We start from the raw sequence: 13734 nt of genomic DNA on the forward strand, positions 1-13734 counted from the left end.
CGGCGCATGCCACGAACCACCCGCCGCACGCCATGAACTATCCGCTGCCCACCCCCGCCGAGCTCGCCACGGCCCACCCCCTGCCCCCGGCCACCGCCGAGGCAGTGGCCCACCACCGCGACACCGTCGCCGCCGTCCTCGCGGGCCGGGATCCCCGCCTGCTCGTGGTCGTCGGCCCCTGCTCGGTCCACGACACCGCGGCCGCACTCGAGTACGCCGCCCTGCTCGCGGGCGCCGCCGAACGCCTCGCGGACGACCTGGTCATCGTCCTGCGCGCGTACCTGGAGAAGCCCCGCACGGTCACCGGCTGGACCGGCCTGCTCACCACCCCCACACTCGACGGCAAGGCGGACCTGGCCACCGGTCTGAGCCTCGGCAGGTCCTTCCTGACCGAGGCCGCCGCCACGGGCCTGCCCCTCGCCTACGAGTTCGTCGATCCGGCCCTCGCCCCGTACGTGGCCGACACGGTGTCCTGGGCCGCCATCGGCGCACGCACCGTCGCCAGCCAGCCCCACCGCCACCTCGCCTCCTGGCTCCCCATGCCGGTCGGCATGAAGAACTGCGTGTCCGGCAGCACCGACACCGCCATCGCCGCCATCCAGGCCGCCGCCCACCCCCACACCGTCCCCGCCATCTCCACCGACGGCCGTCTCACCACCCTCCACAGCACCGGCAACCCCGACACCCACCTGGTGCTCCGCGGCGGCCCCACCCCCAACTACGACCGGGCGAGCGTGGCGCAGGCATGCTCGGCCCTCGCGGCGGCCGGCCTCCCCGAGCGCCTCGTCGTCGACGCATCGCACGGCAACAGCGGCAAGGACCACAACCGCCAGCCCGCCGTCATCGCCGACCTGGCCCAGCAACTCCGCGACGGAGCCCCCGCGCTGGCCGGCGTCATGATCGAGTCCTTCCTGTCCGACGGCAGACAGGACCCCTCGGCTGCGACGCTCCGCCCCGACCTCAGCGTCACCGACGCCTGCCTCGGCTGGCACCGCACCGCCCCGCTGCTCGACACCCTCGCCCTGGCGGCGCGCCGCAGATAGCGGCACCGCGTTTCACAGGGGCCCCTCAGCAGACTCTTATCCCGCTCTCAGGAAAGGGGGTGATCTTGCTGATGAAGCAAGTGGTTCTCCTGCCGCCACCGGCCCTCTGGCAGTAAGGAGCTGTGTCCATGCCCGCGACTCCCCTCACCCGCACCACGCGTCACCTCTACCGCGGCACGGCCGTGACCCTCTCCGCGCTGGCCCTCGCCGGACTCGGCACGGGTGCGGCCTTCGCGGGCGGGCAGGACCCCTCGACGTACGGGACGTCCCGGCCCGTCCGCGACACGACCGCCACCGCCGCGGTGGGTGTGCTCGTCCGTGAGGACCTCGACGGCGGGCACTTCTGCACCGCGAGCGTCGTGGACAGCCCGGACGGCAACGTCATCATGACCGCGGCGCACTGCCTGGACGGGGAGACCGACGACCTGGTGTTCGTCCCCGGCTACCACGAGGGAGCGGCGCCGTACGGCATCTGGAGGATCACCTCCGTGGCCGTCGACGACCGCTGGAGCGCGGAGCAGGACGAGGACCACGACGTGGCCTTCGCCGTCGTCGAGGCGCGCGGCGCCCGCCAGGTGCAGGACGTGGTCGGCGCCCACCCGCTGGCCACGGGCGCCACCGCCACCGGCGGCCCGGTCCGTGTCACGGGCTACCCCGGCACTTCGGAGACTCCGCTGACCTGCCTCAACATCCCCACCGCGTACGGAGCGAGCCAACTGCGCATCGCCTGCGCCGACTTCGCCACCGGAACCAGCGGCAGCCCGTGGGTGGACACCGACGGCCGCGTCGTCGGGCTCATCGGCGGCCACGAGGGCGGCGGGGACACGGCCGCGGTGTCGTACAGCCCGGTCCTGAGCGCCTCGACCCGAAAGCTGTACGAGCGGGCGGTGGCGACGGCGGGGCGGTAGCGGGGGAGAGGGCGACGAAGGAGGGAAGAGGAGGGTGACGAAAGTCCCGGTGATCCAGGTCCTCTGCCGCGCCGGCCAGTGTGGATCTTGGGTGAGGGTGGTGCAGTGCCGTTCCGCGCCTCCGCGTGGACGGCTCTCTTGTTTCCCTTCTCCACTTCACGGGAGCCCCGCACGATGAAGTTCCGCTTCGCCCTCGCCGGAGGTCTGCTCGCCGCGAGCGCCCTCACTCTGACCGCGTGCAACGGCGACAAGGGGGAGACGGAGAAGCAGTCGCCCCCGCCGTCGTCCTCCTCCACCACCTCTGCCTCCACCCCGCCCACTTCTCAGGCGCCGTCCGAGTCCCCGAAGTCGGCCGAGCAGAAGGGGCGGGAGAAGGCTCGTGAGGCTGAGAAGAAGGGGCGCGAGCTGGGCCGGGAGGCCGAGGAGAAGGCTCGGGAAGCGGGTCGCGAAGCCGAGCGCAAGGGCCGGGAAGCGGGGCGTGAAGCCGAGCGCAAGGGCCGGGAGACGGGCGAGAAGTGGCGCGAGTACGGGGAGAACCACCGTCGTTAGTGCCGGATCAGGCAACGTTCGCCCTGCCAACGACGGCGCGTAGGCGCCGGTCGTCGGCGTGGCGGTTTGGCCGGATGATGTAGCGGCGGATCATGCTGCCCTGCTCGTTGTCTGTGGCGTGGTCGGTACCGTCGAGGGTGAAGTAGCGCAGGGCGGTGAACCGAGCCTCGACGCCTGTACGCGCAGGAAGCGAAGGCGGTGGACGACCAGGAGAGCGTAGACCGAGGCTGCATGACTGCGCAGAGAGCTGGGCTGGAGCGGGCTGCCGCAGCGGCGGGAGTTCGCTGCACGGCCGGTTGATCCATACGCGAGCGTGCGTGATCCCGATCCCGGCAGGGCGCGGAATGAGCGGGGTGGGGTTTTCCTTACCCCGGCCAGGGGGGCTCCGTCATGGCCACCCATCGCTTCCCCATGGATGAATGATCTTGGGCCGGACACACCGTCCGGTCGGCCGATCCGCATCACAACACGCCTAGTTCGCAAAGGCGTTGCGTGGGTCTAACGGCCTTCAAGACATGCGAGGTGACCATCATGACGCAGCCACGAAACTCCGTCCGCGACGTCCGTGACGCCCATAGCAACCGTGACGCCCGCCCCCACTCCGTCTCCACGCGCCGCCGTCTCGCCCTTGGCTCCGTGGCGGCGACCGCCGCCACGGCGGCGCTGGTGATGCCGTTGTCCACGGCGTGGGCGGCCCAGGCCGAGGTCCGTCCGGCAGCAACCGGCCGGACGGACCTCCAGCGGGGCCTGGACGACATCGTCCGCAACGACGGAGTGGTGGGCGCCCAGGCCACCTTGGTGAACGGTCACGGGCGCAGCTCCGTGTACAGCGGTACCGCCGAACTCGGCACCGACCGGCAGATGCCGCGCCAGGGCTACTTCCGGATAGGCAGCAATACCAAGACCTTCGTATCGACCGTCGTGCTGCAACTGGTCGGCGAAGGCCGCATGCGGCTCGACGACACCGTTGACCGCTGGCTGCCCGGAGTGGTCAAGGGCAACGGCAACGACGGCAGGCGGATCACCGTGCGCCAGCTGCTTCAGCACACCAGCGGCCTGCCCGACTACGCCTCTCACCTGCCCATCCTCGACGCCGACCAGTTCCAGAAGCACCGCTTTGACCGCTACCAGCCGCGCGAACTGGTCGACATGGCCCTGCGGGACCGGCCCAGCTTCGAGCCCGGCAAGGGCTGGAGCTACTCCAACACCGGCTACATACTCGTCGGAATGATCATCAAGGAGGTGACGGGCCGTCACTGGAGCGACGAGGTGCGTTCCCGGATCATCGAACCCCTCGGCCTCAAGCACACGTTCTCCGCAGGCACCCGGACGGACCTTCCCCAGCCGCATGCCAAGGGATATCACCAGTTCAAGCCCGGGGGGCAACTGATCGAGAGCACCAAGATGAGCATGACCTCGGCCAGCTCGTCGGGCGATCTCGTCACCACCACGAACGACCTCGCGAGCTTCTGGCAGGGTCTGCTCGGCGGCAAGTTGCTGGGCCCCAAGCAGTTGGCGCAGATGCAGAAGACGGTGCCGACCCCTCAGGAGGGCGACGCGGCGGTCAAGAGAGCGGGGCTGGGCATCTTCTGGACGCAGCTCAGCTGCGGCGGCGGCTCCTGGAGCCACAGCGGGGGCACCATCGGCCATCTCAACGCCAACGGCTTCCTCGGCAAGGGCAAGAAGGGAGTCATCGTGATGCGCTCCACCAACCTGAACAAGGGTGACCGCAACAAGCGCACCGACCAGCTCGTCGACGCCACCTTGTGCAAGATGAAGTGACCCTGTGGGCACCCCACTTGTGCCTGGCCCCGCTTCCGCCGCGCGTCGCGAGCGGGCACACGTACACCAGCGGTGCGGTGGACCGGACGGGGCAGGGCATGGGGGACGGGTGCTGCGGACACGGATTCGGCGACTGCGGTGCGGTCGTGCTCCGCTGTGCGGTGCATATTCCACCGCACAGCGGACAGGCGGCCGCACGGGGGTGACGTGCGGCAGTCACCGTGTGCGGGTGGCGGAACGAGTTCGCGTACGCGAGATCGATGATGACGAGGGCCGGCGGCTGCTGCGGATCGTCCGCAGGGACACCGGGTCGGTGGTGACCTGGCGGCGGGCCCAGATGGTCCTGCTGTCCGCACAAGGGATGCCGGTGGTGAAGATCGCCGAGGTGACGTTCACCAGCGCGGACCGGGCCCGGGATGTGATCCGCAATGTCAATGCGGACGGCTTCGATTCCCTGTATCCGAAGTACAAGGGCGGCCGTCCGAAGACGTTCACGCTGCCCGAGCGGCGCGAGATCAAGAAGATCGCGAAGTCCAAGCCGACCGAGTACGACCTGCCGTTCTCGACCTGGAGCCTGCCCGAGTCGGCGGACTTCCTGGTCGCCGAGGGGGTGGTCGACGACATCAGCCACGAGGGCCCGCGCATCCTGCTCCGCGAGGAAGGTGCCTCCTTTCAACGCCTGAAGACCTGGAAGTCCTCCCGCGACCCGGACTGCGCGGCCAAGAAGGCCCGTGTCGAACACCTTTACGCGATCGCCGACGGCGAGGTCATAACTGCACCCTCGACGGCACGGGCCATGCCGACCACGAAGAACAGGGCAGCACGATCCGCCGCCACATCCTCTGGCGAAACCGCCACGCCGACGACCGACGCCTACGCGCCTTCGTCGACAGGGCCAACGCTGCCTGACGCGGCACTAGCGCGGTGACCGGGAGGTGCGGGGGGAAGGGCAGCTCAAGGGCCTCGAAGGGCTCGAGGGGCAGGTCTCCCCGCCCTCGCCTAACGTGGATGTTTGGGGCACTGACGCAGTCCCGCAGTCTCGCTGCCCCGCGCATGGGCGAGGAGGTGCAGACCATGCATCGGACCATGGCCACCGGGCTTGCCCTGGCGTCCCTCGTGACCGTCGCAGCAGGGGGCGCGCTCGCCGGCGCCTCACCGAGCGGTGGGGCGCCGCTGAGCACGGTGACATTCACCGAGGCCGAGCGCCGCGAGACCCTCACGTACTGGACGGCGGACCGCATGCGGGACGTCACCGGCGGCACCGCACTCGGGCACGACGCGGCCTCGGTCAAACCCTGGCGCGGCCCGGCCCTGACGACCGTCGGACGGCTCTTCTTCACCAACGAGAAGGGGCAGGACTCCTACTGCACCGCCACCGCGGTCCGCAGTCACAACCGGTCCACGGTGATGACCGCCGGGCACTGCGTGCAACTGCCTGCCTCCCCGGACAACCACTACAGCAACATGGTCTTCGTGCCGGGCTACAACGAAGGCAAGCACCCGCACGGCACCTTCGCGGTGCGCGCGGTCGTGATGCCGCGCAGCTGGCAGGACGACGCGAAGAACGACATCGCCGCCGTCGTGACGGACCAGCAGGACGGCACGTCACTGACCGACGCGGTCGGCGGCCAGACCCTCGCCGTCGACCGCAAGCCCGGCGCCACGGTGACCGTCCTCGGCTACCCCGACAGCCGCGAGCAGCGCGGCGAGAAGCTCATGTACTGCACGGGGACCACGACGGCTGCGCCCGACGGCAAGCAGACCGTGCGCTGCCCGATGGAGGGCGGGTCGAGCGGAGGCCCCTGGCTGGCCGATCTCGACACGAAGGCGGGCCGGGGGAAGCTCGTGTCGGTGAACAGTTTCGGCGACGCGGCGCAGGACGGCTCAGTCATGAACGGCGAGGTCCTGGGCGCGACGGCAGGTGAACTGCACGCGCACGCGGAGCAGTTGTAGGCGCGTTCCGGTGCCGTCGATGACTTCGCTGCCTTCGGCGCCTGAGCCGTGGCCCTGGCACCGGCACCGGCGCTGACCCTGGCCCGGGCACTGGCGCCGACGAGGGGACGTATCGGTCGGATGACCGATGTGCGGGCAGGGGGCGCGCGGACATAGTCCTCGGGAGATCGTTCGCGGGCGTCAGTGATGCGCCCGGTTTCGAAAGGACCCCCTTGTGGACAGGTACGCGGATCTGGCGTTTCTCGGCGGGCATGTGGTCACGGTCGACGCGGAGTTCTCCGTCGCGTCGGCCCTGGCGGTGACCGGCGGGATCATCAGCGCGGTCGGCGGGCGCGACGACGTGGCGCCCTTCATCGGGCCCGACACCCGCACCATCGACCTTCGGGGGGCGACGCTGCTCCCCGGCATCAACGATTCCCATCTGCACGGCTGCGCCTTCGGCATGGCGACACCGCCGCTCGCGCTCGACCTCGGCCATTCCGCCGTGTCCCGTCTGACCGACGTCGCCGAGGCGGTACGGGAGGCCGTCGGGCAGGCGCCGGCCGGACAGTGGATCGTGGGTCACGGCTGGGACAGCGGCTACCTCGACGAGTGCGTGTCCGACCCCTCGCGACAGCCCTCGCGCCACGACCTCGACGCCGTCAGCCCGGACCACGCCGTCGTCCTGTACTCCTTCTCCGGGCACGCCACGTGGGTCAACTCCAAGGCGCTGGAGCTCATCGGCATCGACCGGCACACCGTCGCTCCGCCCGGCGGCGCCATCGTCGTGGACGCGAGCGGCGAGCCGACCGGGCTGCTCCACGAAGGGGCCCAGGCCCTCGTCCAGAACGCACTGCCGCCCCTCAGCAGGCAGGAGCGGACCGACGCCATCAGATCGGCGCTCGCCACGTTCGCCCGGCTCGGCATCACCAGCTACACCGAGCCCGGACTCGGCCCCGGCGGCGACGGCATCATGCGGGGCGCGCTCGGCGCCGAGACCCTCGAGGTCTACCGCCGGCTGCTGGCCGACGGCGAACTGACCGCCCGGCTCGGCGTGCTGCTCCTGCCGTCCGGAATGGCGAGCACCGCCGAGGAGTTCGCCCACACCCTCAGCGCCCTCGGCGAAGATCTCGACACCGCGGATCCGCGCCGCCTCGCGATCCACGGGGTCAAGGTCTTCGCCGACGGCATCGTCCCCAACAAGACCGCCTGGATGCACGAGCCGTACAACGGCGGGGGCTGCGGCCACCTGTGCGTCGCAGGAGAGAGCGACACCGAGCGGATCGCCGAGATCGACGCCATCGTCTCGCACGCCCACGCCGCCGGACACCAACTGGGCATCCACGTCACCGGCGACCGCGCCTGCGACACCGTCGTGGACGCCTTGGCCGCGGCCCAGGCCGCGCACCCGCGGCGCGACGCCCGCCATTACGTCATCCACGGCGACTTCCTCACCGCACGCAGCATGAAGGCGCTGGCCGAGCACGGCTACGGCGTCAACATGAACCCGACCATCAAGTGGACGGTCGCCGACATGGAGGAGGAGTTCGTCGGCACCGAACGCGCCGCGTACGCATGGCCCTACCGTGACACCCTCGACGCCGGCGTGCGGGTCGCGAGCGGCTCGGATGCCCCCGTCACCTTTCCCGACTGGCGCCAGGGCATCGCCACCATGGTGCTGCGCGAGTCGAAGGCCACGGGGCGGGTCAGTGGCCCCGAACAGCGCATCGGCCTGGCCGAGGCGATCCTTACGTACACGATCGACGCGGCCTGGCAGGACTTCGCCGACGACTGGAAGGGCTCCCTGGAGCCGGGCAAGGTGGCGGACCTCTGTGTGCTCGACGGCGATCTGCTCGCCGCCGACCCGCACGACATTCCGCGGATGCCCGTCGTCCTCACCGTCATGGACGGCAAGATCGTTCACAACACCCTGCGGAATGACAGCCATTGACGCGGTCGCCGCGGTCGCCGCGGTCGCGGTGGTCGACGCGTTTGACGCGTTCTGACTCCAAGATCATTCTTGGGGGATGGCAGCGGAGCCGAGCATGGCGGACATCCTCGACGCGGCCGTCCACGTACGGGACGCCGCCAGACGGGCCACGAGCGGCGCGACCGGACTCGGCACGGTCCTGTCCGCGCTGTCCGAGGTCATGGAGTACGACCACGCCTCGCTGGCCCGCTGGGACCCGGTGCGCCGACGCCACACCACCGCGGCCGGGAGCTACCCGGACGACGCCACCGCCTACATCGAGACCCGCCTCCACCACGACCCGGTGTTCCCCGTGCTCCACCACCCGGCCCGAGGCGGCCTCTGGCTGGGCGACGTCCCCGAACACCTCCTGGCGTCGTCCCCGGGCTTCCAGCACGTACTCTCCCCGCTCGGCATCGAGGACGGCGTGGCCCAGTGCCTGTTCGCCGCCGACGGCCGTTACGTCGGCATGCTGAACGTCAGTACGCGGCGACCGCGGCGCACACCTGATCCGGCGCGCGCCGTGGTCACGCTTCTTACCGAGGCGCTGACCGCGGCCGTCGACCTCCGCGCGGCAACGTCTCGGGAGGAGGCGGGCGCACGCCGACCGGGCGGGCTCTCACCACGAGAGCTGGAGGTCCTGGCGGAACTGACGGCAGGCCGCACCAACCGGGAGATCGCCGAGCGCCTGTACATCACACCGCGCACAGTGGGAACGCACATCGAGCACATCCTCACCAAACTCGACGTCCCCAACCGCGCGGCGGCCGCCGCCCGCGCCGTCTCCTGGGGAATCGGGCCCTCCCGCTGACACGGACCCGGTGGGGTGGTACGCCTGGGCAAGGCTCGCGACGACGGCGCCTTCATGGCAGAGCCGCCAGGGGAGAGCGGGACAGGGAGCGCGGGGTATGGGCGATGGCGCTCACCATCCGCAGCCAGGCAGCCTGGGAGGGCCTGTGGTGGCGCGTGGACACCACCCAGCCGCCACCGCCGTCCGCACCCCCCCGTGGTCGACTGGTCCGTCGACTGGGTGCTGTTCGTCGCCCTCGGTTTCCGGCAGAACACCGGGTACAAAGTGCAGATCCGCCGCCTGGTCCGCCGAGCCCACACCATCCACGTATACGCAGTGGAAACCCTCCCGCCGCCGCCCACCGCACGGCCCCGGATCGCCAGTCTCTGCATGTCCACCCACCCCGTCCACGCGGTGACGACACCCCGTGAACCGGACGGCGTGAGCTTCGAGTTCCACATGCAGACCGAGGTCTACGAGCCCTGACCAAGCGCGTCAGCCGTCAGGGGCCTTTCGCGCTCTCCCGCGGGTCTGCGGTCGTGATCTCGTCAACGAAGCGCCGAACCTGCTCTTCCACGGGCTCCTGCAAGGAAACCGGCATCACGTACCAGCGAAACTCCCCACCCGAACCGAATCCACCAGTAACGAAGGGCATCAGCACGCCAGGAGACTCGCCGCGCTCCGTGACGGAGATCCCGTGCGTGAACGGCTCGCAGCCCCATCGCTCGTACCAGTCGGAGTCGGCCATCCGGTGTGCCAGCAAGCGAGCGGCGGCGTCCACGGGCTCCTCCCAACTGTGGTCCGCCACGACCCTGGCCAGTTCGGCGTCGTACTGCGCGGCGTCGAAGTGGATCGCGGACGGGACAGGGATCCGGATGTCCTCTGTGTTCTGCCAGCCTGTCCATTCGACGCGATCGCCGTGGCGCTGGATGGTGACGAAGACGCCCCCGCAGCAACCGGTGTCACAGTCGTTGTTCGACAGCTCGGCACGGCGAGGCTCGTCAGCGGCCCACAGCGGCCACGTCTCGTGCGGACCGAACCACCTCTCCTGGTAGCAGCTCGAATCGCCGTCCGGGTGGATCTCCTGCAGCACGTCACGGCCATCGATCAGCGGCCGTATGCCCGCCCCCTTCTTCTGCGCCTGCGGATGCGGAAGGACGGGGTGAAGCGCAAGGACGCTCACCGGCGCAAAGAGTTCCATATCTCCCATAGTCGCAGGCCAGGGTGCGGCTCGGGCGGTTGGCCCACCGCCCGAGCCGGGGCGGGGTCAGCCCGTGGGCTTGAGCGCGGAGGCGAGGCCGCGTGCCCAGATCTGGTCGACGCGGCTGCGCTCCGCCGGGTTCGGCTGGGTGTTGCGGCACGAGGTGCCGGGGCCGCCGCCCGACATCAACTCGCTGCAGGGGCCCGAGTAGTGGTCCGGCAGGCCGAGCACGTGCCCGGTCTCGTGGGCGACGACGCGCACGGAGTAGTACTGCTGGTTCTGCCGGTAGTCGAGGAAGATGTAGCCGTGGCCTCGGCCGTCCGTGCTGGCGTAGGAACCGCGCGGGTCGTTGCCCTCCCGGTAGCGGAAGTCGGCGCTGCCTGCCGACTCTTGGAGCTTCACGTTGCGCACCGAGCTGTTCCAGATGCTCGTGCTGCTCGCTATCTGCTGGCGGAAGGTGGGTGCCGCGGACGCGTTGTATGTGACGGTGACGGCGGCGAGTCCCGGGTTCGCGGCCCTCTTCTTGGCGACCGATGCCATGACGGCGTCGAAGAACGCCTTGTTGGCCGCGGCGTTCTCGCCGGAAGCCTCGTAACGTAAGGCCGTCGCATCGGTGGATCTGGCCGTGGACGAGGGGGTGCTCTGCGCGGCTGCGGCTGGGGTGAGGGTGGCGCCCGCGGAGGCCAGGCCGAGGGCGAGGGCGGTGGCCACGGCTGCCTTGAGTGCTCTCATGGGGGAACTCCTGCTTGTCCAGTGGGGGATCGGCCCCTGCGGTGAGGAACCGTTGCGTCCGGCGGGGGACCGGACGAGGCGAGTCTCTCCGCGGGGCCGACCGATCCGGAACGATCACAGTCGGGGATAAGGGCGCCTTATCCCCCCTCGGCCGGAACTCCGGACCGGCCCCGCGCCCGCTCGACTGCTCGCCCGCTCTCGTCCCTTGGCAGCTGTCTGAGGCGGCCGTAATCTCCCGGGAATGGAGCTCGAGGTGAGACATCTGCGTGCCCTCTGCGCCATCGCCGAGACCGGCAGCCTGCACAAGGCGGCCCGCCAACTCGGCGTCAGTCAGCCCGCGTTGACGGCTCAGGTGCAGCGCATCGAGCGGCTGCTCGGCGGGCTCCTCTTCCACCGCGAGCGGGAGGGCTGCCGCCCCACGCCCCTTGGTCATCTCATCCTCGACCGGTCCCGCTCCATGGTCGAGGAGATGCGGGCCCTCGTCACCGACGGCAGGACGGCCGCCGCGCGCGCCAACACCGCGCCCCTGCGCCTGGGTTCGACCGCGAGCGTCGCGCTGCCGGGCTGGCTGCGCCGATTACGGGCGCACCGTCCCGCCGGGCGGATCCGGCTCCAGACGGACGTGTCCTCCAACGCGCTGCTCCGCATGGTCGCCGCCGACCAGCTCGACGTCGCCTTCGTGCACGAGATAGAGGGCTTCCCGCTCCATCTGCCGCCCGGCCGGGCGGGGCTGCGGCAGCGGGTCCTCGTCCAGCGGGAGCCCCAGTTCGTGGTCCTCGCCAAGGACCATCCGGCGGCCGCGCGGCCGACCCTGCACATGGCCGAACTCGCCGATGAGCAATGGATGGTGGACCCTGCGGCGGACGGCGAGTGGGACGTGCTGCGGCGGCTGCTCGGCCCGCCGGGCCCGGACGACGACGTGCTCCTCGGGGACTACCACACGACGGGGATGCTCGTCGCGGCCGGCCAGGTGATCACGTTCTGCCAGCCGCTGTCCCGCCAGCAGCCCGGCGTCGTGGTCCGGCCGGTACACGGCGATCCGGTGGCGGCCCGCCTGCTCCTTGTCTCACGACCGGAGCGGGAGGCGGACATGGGCTGGGTGTTCGCGGCGCTGGCGGCGGCCTACTGGGAGGCGGCCCAGCGCTCTTCGGTCTACGGGGAATGGCTGGCCAACTCGCCCCTGGAATGGGCGGGCCGGGCCTCGGAGCACAGACCGCAGCCCGTCACGTCGTCGGGGCGCGGGGACTGCTGAGCAGGGGCTGGTGGGTAGGGGCTGGTGAGCGGGGATTGCTGAGTCGCGTGGCCTGGTACGGCCCGGTGCCGCAGCAGCGAGGCCGTACCAGGGGCTCACGCCCAAGCCCTGGAGGGAGCGCGCCTCAGCTGTTGCGGATCGTTTCGCCGACCTGCGCCGGTGAGGTGCGCCAGGGGGTGCCGTGACCTGGAAGCACCCAGGACGCCTTGAGGTCGGCGATCCTGTCGAGCGAGGCGAGGGCTTCGGCCGGGTCGTCCGTGAACGGTGCCGGCTGCGGTCCGGTGCGGCCGGTGAGGACGTGCCGGGTGGTCAGCGCGTCACCGACGAAGACCGCGTCGGCGAGCGGGACATGCACGGCCACGCTTCCCGGAGAGTGCCCCGGCATGCCCACGATCGCAGGCTTGCCGGGCAGGTCCAGGACGTCGCCGTCATGGATCTCGGTCACCTCGCTGACGTAGCGTGTGCGCAGCCCGTTCTTGCGCAGCGAGTAGCCGAAGAAGCGGAGCGTGGGTCCCGGGCGCATGGGGCCGAGCGCGGTCTTGGGTTTGTCTCCCGTGCGGGCGCGCACCGCGTCGGCGGCATGCACGAACACGGGCACGCCGTGCTCGCTGCGCAGGCGTTCGGCGAAACCGATGTGGTCGGAGTCGCCGTGGGTCAGTACGAGTCCGCGGATGTCGTCGGCGGACTTGCCCAGGGAGTTCAGTTCGCGCTCCAGGTCCCGCCAGTGGCCGGGCAGGCCCGCGTCGATGAGCGTGATGCCCTCGGGGGTGTCGACGAGGTAGCACGCCACCACATCATTGCCGAGGCGGTGCAGATGAGGTGCGAGTTTCATGGGGCCTCTCCCGGGGAGAAGGACGGGGAACCGAGATGGCTAAGCTACTTAGCTATGATGGCTAACGTCAATAGCCCTGAATCCGGAAGGGTGGACCATGCCGACCCCGGAGAAGACCTCGCTCCCTCACATCGTCGCCGCGGGCCGCGACCTGCTGGAGGCAGGCGGCCAGCAGGGGTTGACGATGCAGAGCGTCGCCGAGCGGGTGGGGGTACGGGCGCCGTCGCTGTACAAGCACGTCGCCAACCGCGCCGCCCTGCTGGCCGCCGTGGCCGAGGCCACCGTCGACGACCTGACCACGAGCCTGGAGGCGACCGACGGCACCCTTGAGGAACTGGTGCGCTGCTACCGGCGACACGCCCAGGCATGGCCTGAGGGATTCCGCCTGATGCACTCCGCGCACACACCACCCGAAACCCTCGCCCGCGCGGCGGGCCCGATACTGCGCGTCTCCCAGGACCTCGTGGGCGAGCAGGACGCGCTCAACGCGGCCCGCATGCTGACCTCTTGGGCCACCGGCTTCATCGAGATGGAGCTCAACGGCGCCTTCCGGCTCGGGGGCGACATCGACAGCGCCTTCGAGTACGGCCTGCACGGCATGCGCCGGGCACTCAAGCCCTGACCGCCTGACCGCCTGACCGCCTGACCGCCTGACCGCCTGACCGCCTGACCGCCTGACCCCGGCCCCCTGACCACCATGTGCACCCCGTCCGGCCGACCAGAAGGCAACCGGTTACAGTTCGC

At 70.5% G+C, this 13734-nt stretch carries 13 protein-coding genes and 2 pseudogenes; 11 read left to right on the forward strand and 4 right to left on the reverse strand.

Annotated elements, in window-relative coordinates; all coding sequences use genetic code 11:
• Nucleotides 1-32: 32 nt before the first annotated feature.
• From ACQB60_RS32005 to ACQB60_RS32015, 3 genes are all read left to right on the forward strand, one after another.
• Nucleotides 33-1043, forward strand: a complete 1011-nt coding sequence (locus ACQB60_RS32005) for a 3-deoxy-7-phosphoheptulonate synthase (RefSeq protein WP_496929682.1) — start codon at nt 33-35, stop codon at nt 1041-1043.
• A 128-nt stretch (nt 1044-1171) separates the two neighbouring features.
• Nucleotides 1172-1951 (forward strand): trypsin-like serine peptidase, encoded by a 780-nt coding sequence (locus ACQB60_RS32010; protein ID WP_496929597.1) that lies wholly within the window; start codon nt 1172-1174, stop codon nt 1949-1951.
• 174 nt (nt 1952-2125) lie between these two features.
• The gene (locus tag ACQB60_RS32015; RefSeq protein ID WP_496929598.1) at nt 2126-2500 is read left to right on the forward strand and encodes a hypothetical protein; all 375 of its coding nucleotides are present in this window, start codon (nt 2126-2128) and stop codon (nt 2498-2500) included.
• 7 nt (nt 2501-2507) lie between these two features.
• On the opposite strand, the pseudogene ACQB60_RS32020 reads toward ACQB60_RS32015, so the two are convergent.
• A pseudogene (locus ACQB60_RS32020) lies at nt 2508-2672 on the reverse strand (IS630 family transposase); the annotation flags it as partial.
• A gap of 359 nt (nt 2673-3031) precedes the next feature.
• On the opposite strand from ACQB60_RS32020, the gene ACQB60_RS32025 reads away from it, so the two are divergent.
• The 6 genes and pseudogenes from ACQB60_RS32025 (at nt 3032) to ACQB60_RS32050 (ending at nt 9459) form a co-directional block, all read left to right on the forward strand.
• A complete protein-coding gene (locus ACQB60_RS32025) occupies nt 3032-4282 on the forward strand; it encodes a serine hydrolase domain-containing protein (protein ID WP_496929599.1) in 1251 nt (416 codons plus the stop codon).
• Between the two features lie 229 nt (nt 4283-4511).
• Nucleotides 4512-5054, forward strand: a pseudogene (locus ACQB60_RS32030) (helix-turn-helix domain-containing protein); the annotation flags it as partial.
• A 302-nt stretch (nt 5055-5356) separates the two neighbouring features.
• The gene (locus ACQB60_RS32035; RefSeq protein ID WP_496929600.1) at nt 5357-6235 is read left to right on the forward strand and encodes a trypsin-like serine peptidase; all 879 of its coding nucleotides are present in this window, start codon (nt 5357-5359) and stop codon (nt 6233-6235) included.
• 214 nt (nt 6236-6449) lie between these two features.
• Nucleotides 6450-8165, forward strand: a complete 1716-nt coding sequence (locus tag ACQB60_RS32040) for an amidohydrolase (RefSeq protein ID WP_496929601.1) — start codon at nt 6450-6452, stop codon at nt 8163-8165.
• Between the two features lie 76 nt (nt 8166-8241).
• The gene (locus ACQB60_RS32045; RefSeq protein WP_496929602.1) at nt 8242-8994 is read left to right on the forward strand and encodes a helix-turn-helix transcriptional regulator; all 753 of its coding nucleotides are present in this window, start codon (nt 8242-8244) and stop codon (nt 8992-8994) included.
• 195 nt (nt 8995-9189) lie between these two features.
• Nucleotides 9190-9459: a hypothetical protein gene (locus tag ACQB60_RS32050; RefSeq protein WP_496929603.1), complete on the forward strand. Its 270-nt coding sequence runs from the start codon at nt 9190-9192 to the stop codon at nt 9457-9459.
• Nucleotides 9460-9475: 16 nt separating this feature from the next.
• On the opposite strand, the gene ACQB60_RS32055 is transcribed toward ACQB60_RS32050, so the two are convergent.
• Nucleotides 9476-10174, reverse strand: a complete 699-nt coding sequence (locus tag ACQB60_RS32055) for a hypothetical protein (protein ID WP_496929604.1) — start codon at nt 10172-10174, stop codon at nt 9476-9478.
• Nucleotides 10175-10240: 66 nt separating this feature from the next.
• Nucleotides 10241-10906 carry a snapalysin gene (snpA, locus tag ACQB60_RS32060; protein ID WP_496929605.1) on the reverse strand — a complete coding sequence of 222 codons (666 nt, stop codon included), beginning with the start codon at nt 10904-10906 and terminating at the stop codon, nt 10241-10243.
• 241 nt (nt 10907-11147) lie between these two features.
• Here snpA and ACQB60_RS32065 point away from each other — a divergent pair, with 241 nt between their 5' ends.
• Nucleotides 11148-12158 carry a LysR family transcriptional regulator gene (locus ACQB60_RS32065; RefSeq protein ID WP_496929606.1) on the forward strand — a complete coding sequence of 337 codons (1011 nt, stop codon included), beginning with the start codon at nt 11148-11150 and terminating at the stop codon, nt 12156-12158.
• Nucleotides 12159-12282: 124 nt separating this feature from the next.
• Here the strand turns inward: ACQB60_RS32065 and ACQB60_RS32070 are convergent, their stop codons facing one another.
• Nucleotides 12283-12990, reverse strand: a complete 708-nt coding sequence (locus ACQB60_RS32070; RefSeq protein ID WP_496929607.1) for an MBL fold metallo-hydrolase — start codon at nt 12988-12990, stop codon at nt 12283-12285.
• Nucleotides 12991-13087: 97 nt separating this feature from the next.
• Between ACQB60_RS32070 and ACQB60_RS32075 the strand changes: the two genes are divergently transcribed.
• The gene (locus ACQB60_RS32075; protein WP_496929608.1) at nt 13088-13612 is read left to right on the forward strand and encodes a TetR/AcrR family transcriptional regulator; all 525 of its coding nucleotides are present in this window, start codon (nt 13088-13090) and stop codon (nt 13610-13612) included.
• The last annotated feature ends 122 nt before the right edge of the window (nt 13613-13734 follow it).

This window comes from Streptomyces odontotermitis (assembly GCF_050510915.1).
Lineage (GTDB): Bacteria > Actinomycetota > Actinomycetes > Streptomycetales > Streptomycetaceae > Streptomyces.

Excerpts from the sequence above, each read along its gene's own strand:
- ACQB60_RS32070 (WP_496929607.1), bottom strand. The coding sequence starts at position 12,990 with ATGAAACTCGCACCTCATCTGCACCGCCTCGGCAATGATGTGGTGGCG.
- ACQB60_RS32035 (WP_496929600.1), top strand. The coding sequence starts at position 5,357 with ATGCATCGGACCATGGCCACCGGGCTTGCCCTGGCGTCCCTCGTGACC.
- ACQB60_RS32075 (WP_496929608.1), top strand. The coding sequence starts at position 13,088 with ATGCCGACCCCGGAGAAGACCTCGCTCCCTCACATCGTCGCCGCGGGC.
- snpA (WP_496929605.1), bottom strand. The coding sequence starts at position 10,906 with ATGAGAGCACTCAAGGCAGCCGTGGCCACCGCCCTCGCCCTCGGCCTG.
- ACQB60_RS32010 (WP_496929597.1), top strand. The coding sequence starts at position 1,172 with ATGCCCGCGACTCCCCTCACCCGCACCACGCGTCACCTCTACCGCGGC.
- ACQB60_RS32015 (WP_496929598.1), top strand. The coding sequence starts at position 2,126 with ATGAAGTTCCGCTTCGCCCTCGCCGGAGGTCTGCTCGCCGCGAGCGCC.
- ACQB60_RS32045 (WP_496929602.1), top strand. The coding sequence starts at position 8,242 with ATGGCAGCGGAGCCGAGCATGGCGGACATCCTCGACGCGGCCGTCCAC.
- ACQB60_RS32055 (WP_496929604.1), bottom strand. The coding sequence starts at position 10,174 with ATGGAACTCTTTGCGCCGGTGAGCGTCCTTGCGCTTCACCCCGTCCTT.
- ACQB60_RS32005 (WP_496929682.1), top strand. The coding sequence starts at position 33 with ATGAACTATCCGCTGCCCACCCCCGCCGAGCTCGCCACGGCCCACCCC.
- ACQB60_RS32065 (WP_496929606.1), top strand. The coding sequence starts at position 11,148 with ATGGAGCTCGAGGTGAGACATCTGCGTGCCCTCTGCGCCATCGCCGAG.
- ACQB60_RS32025 (WP_496929599.1), top strand. The coding sequence starts at position 3,032 with ATGACGCAGCCACGAAACTCCGTCCGCGACGTCCGTGACGCCCATAGC.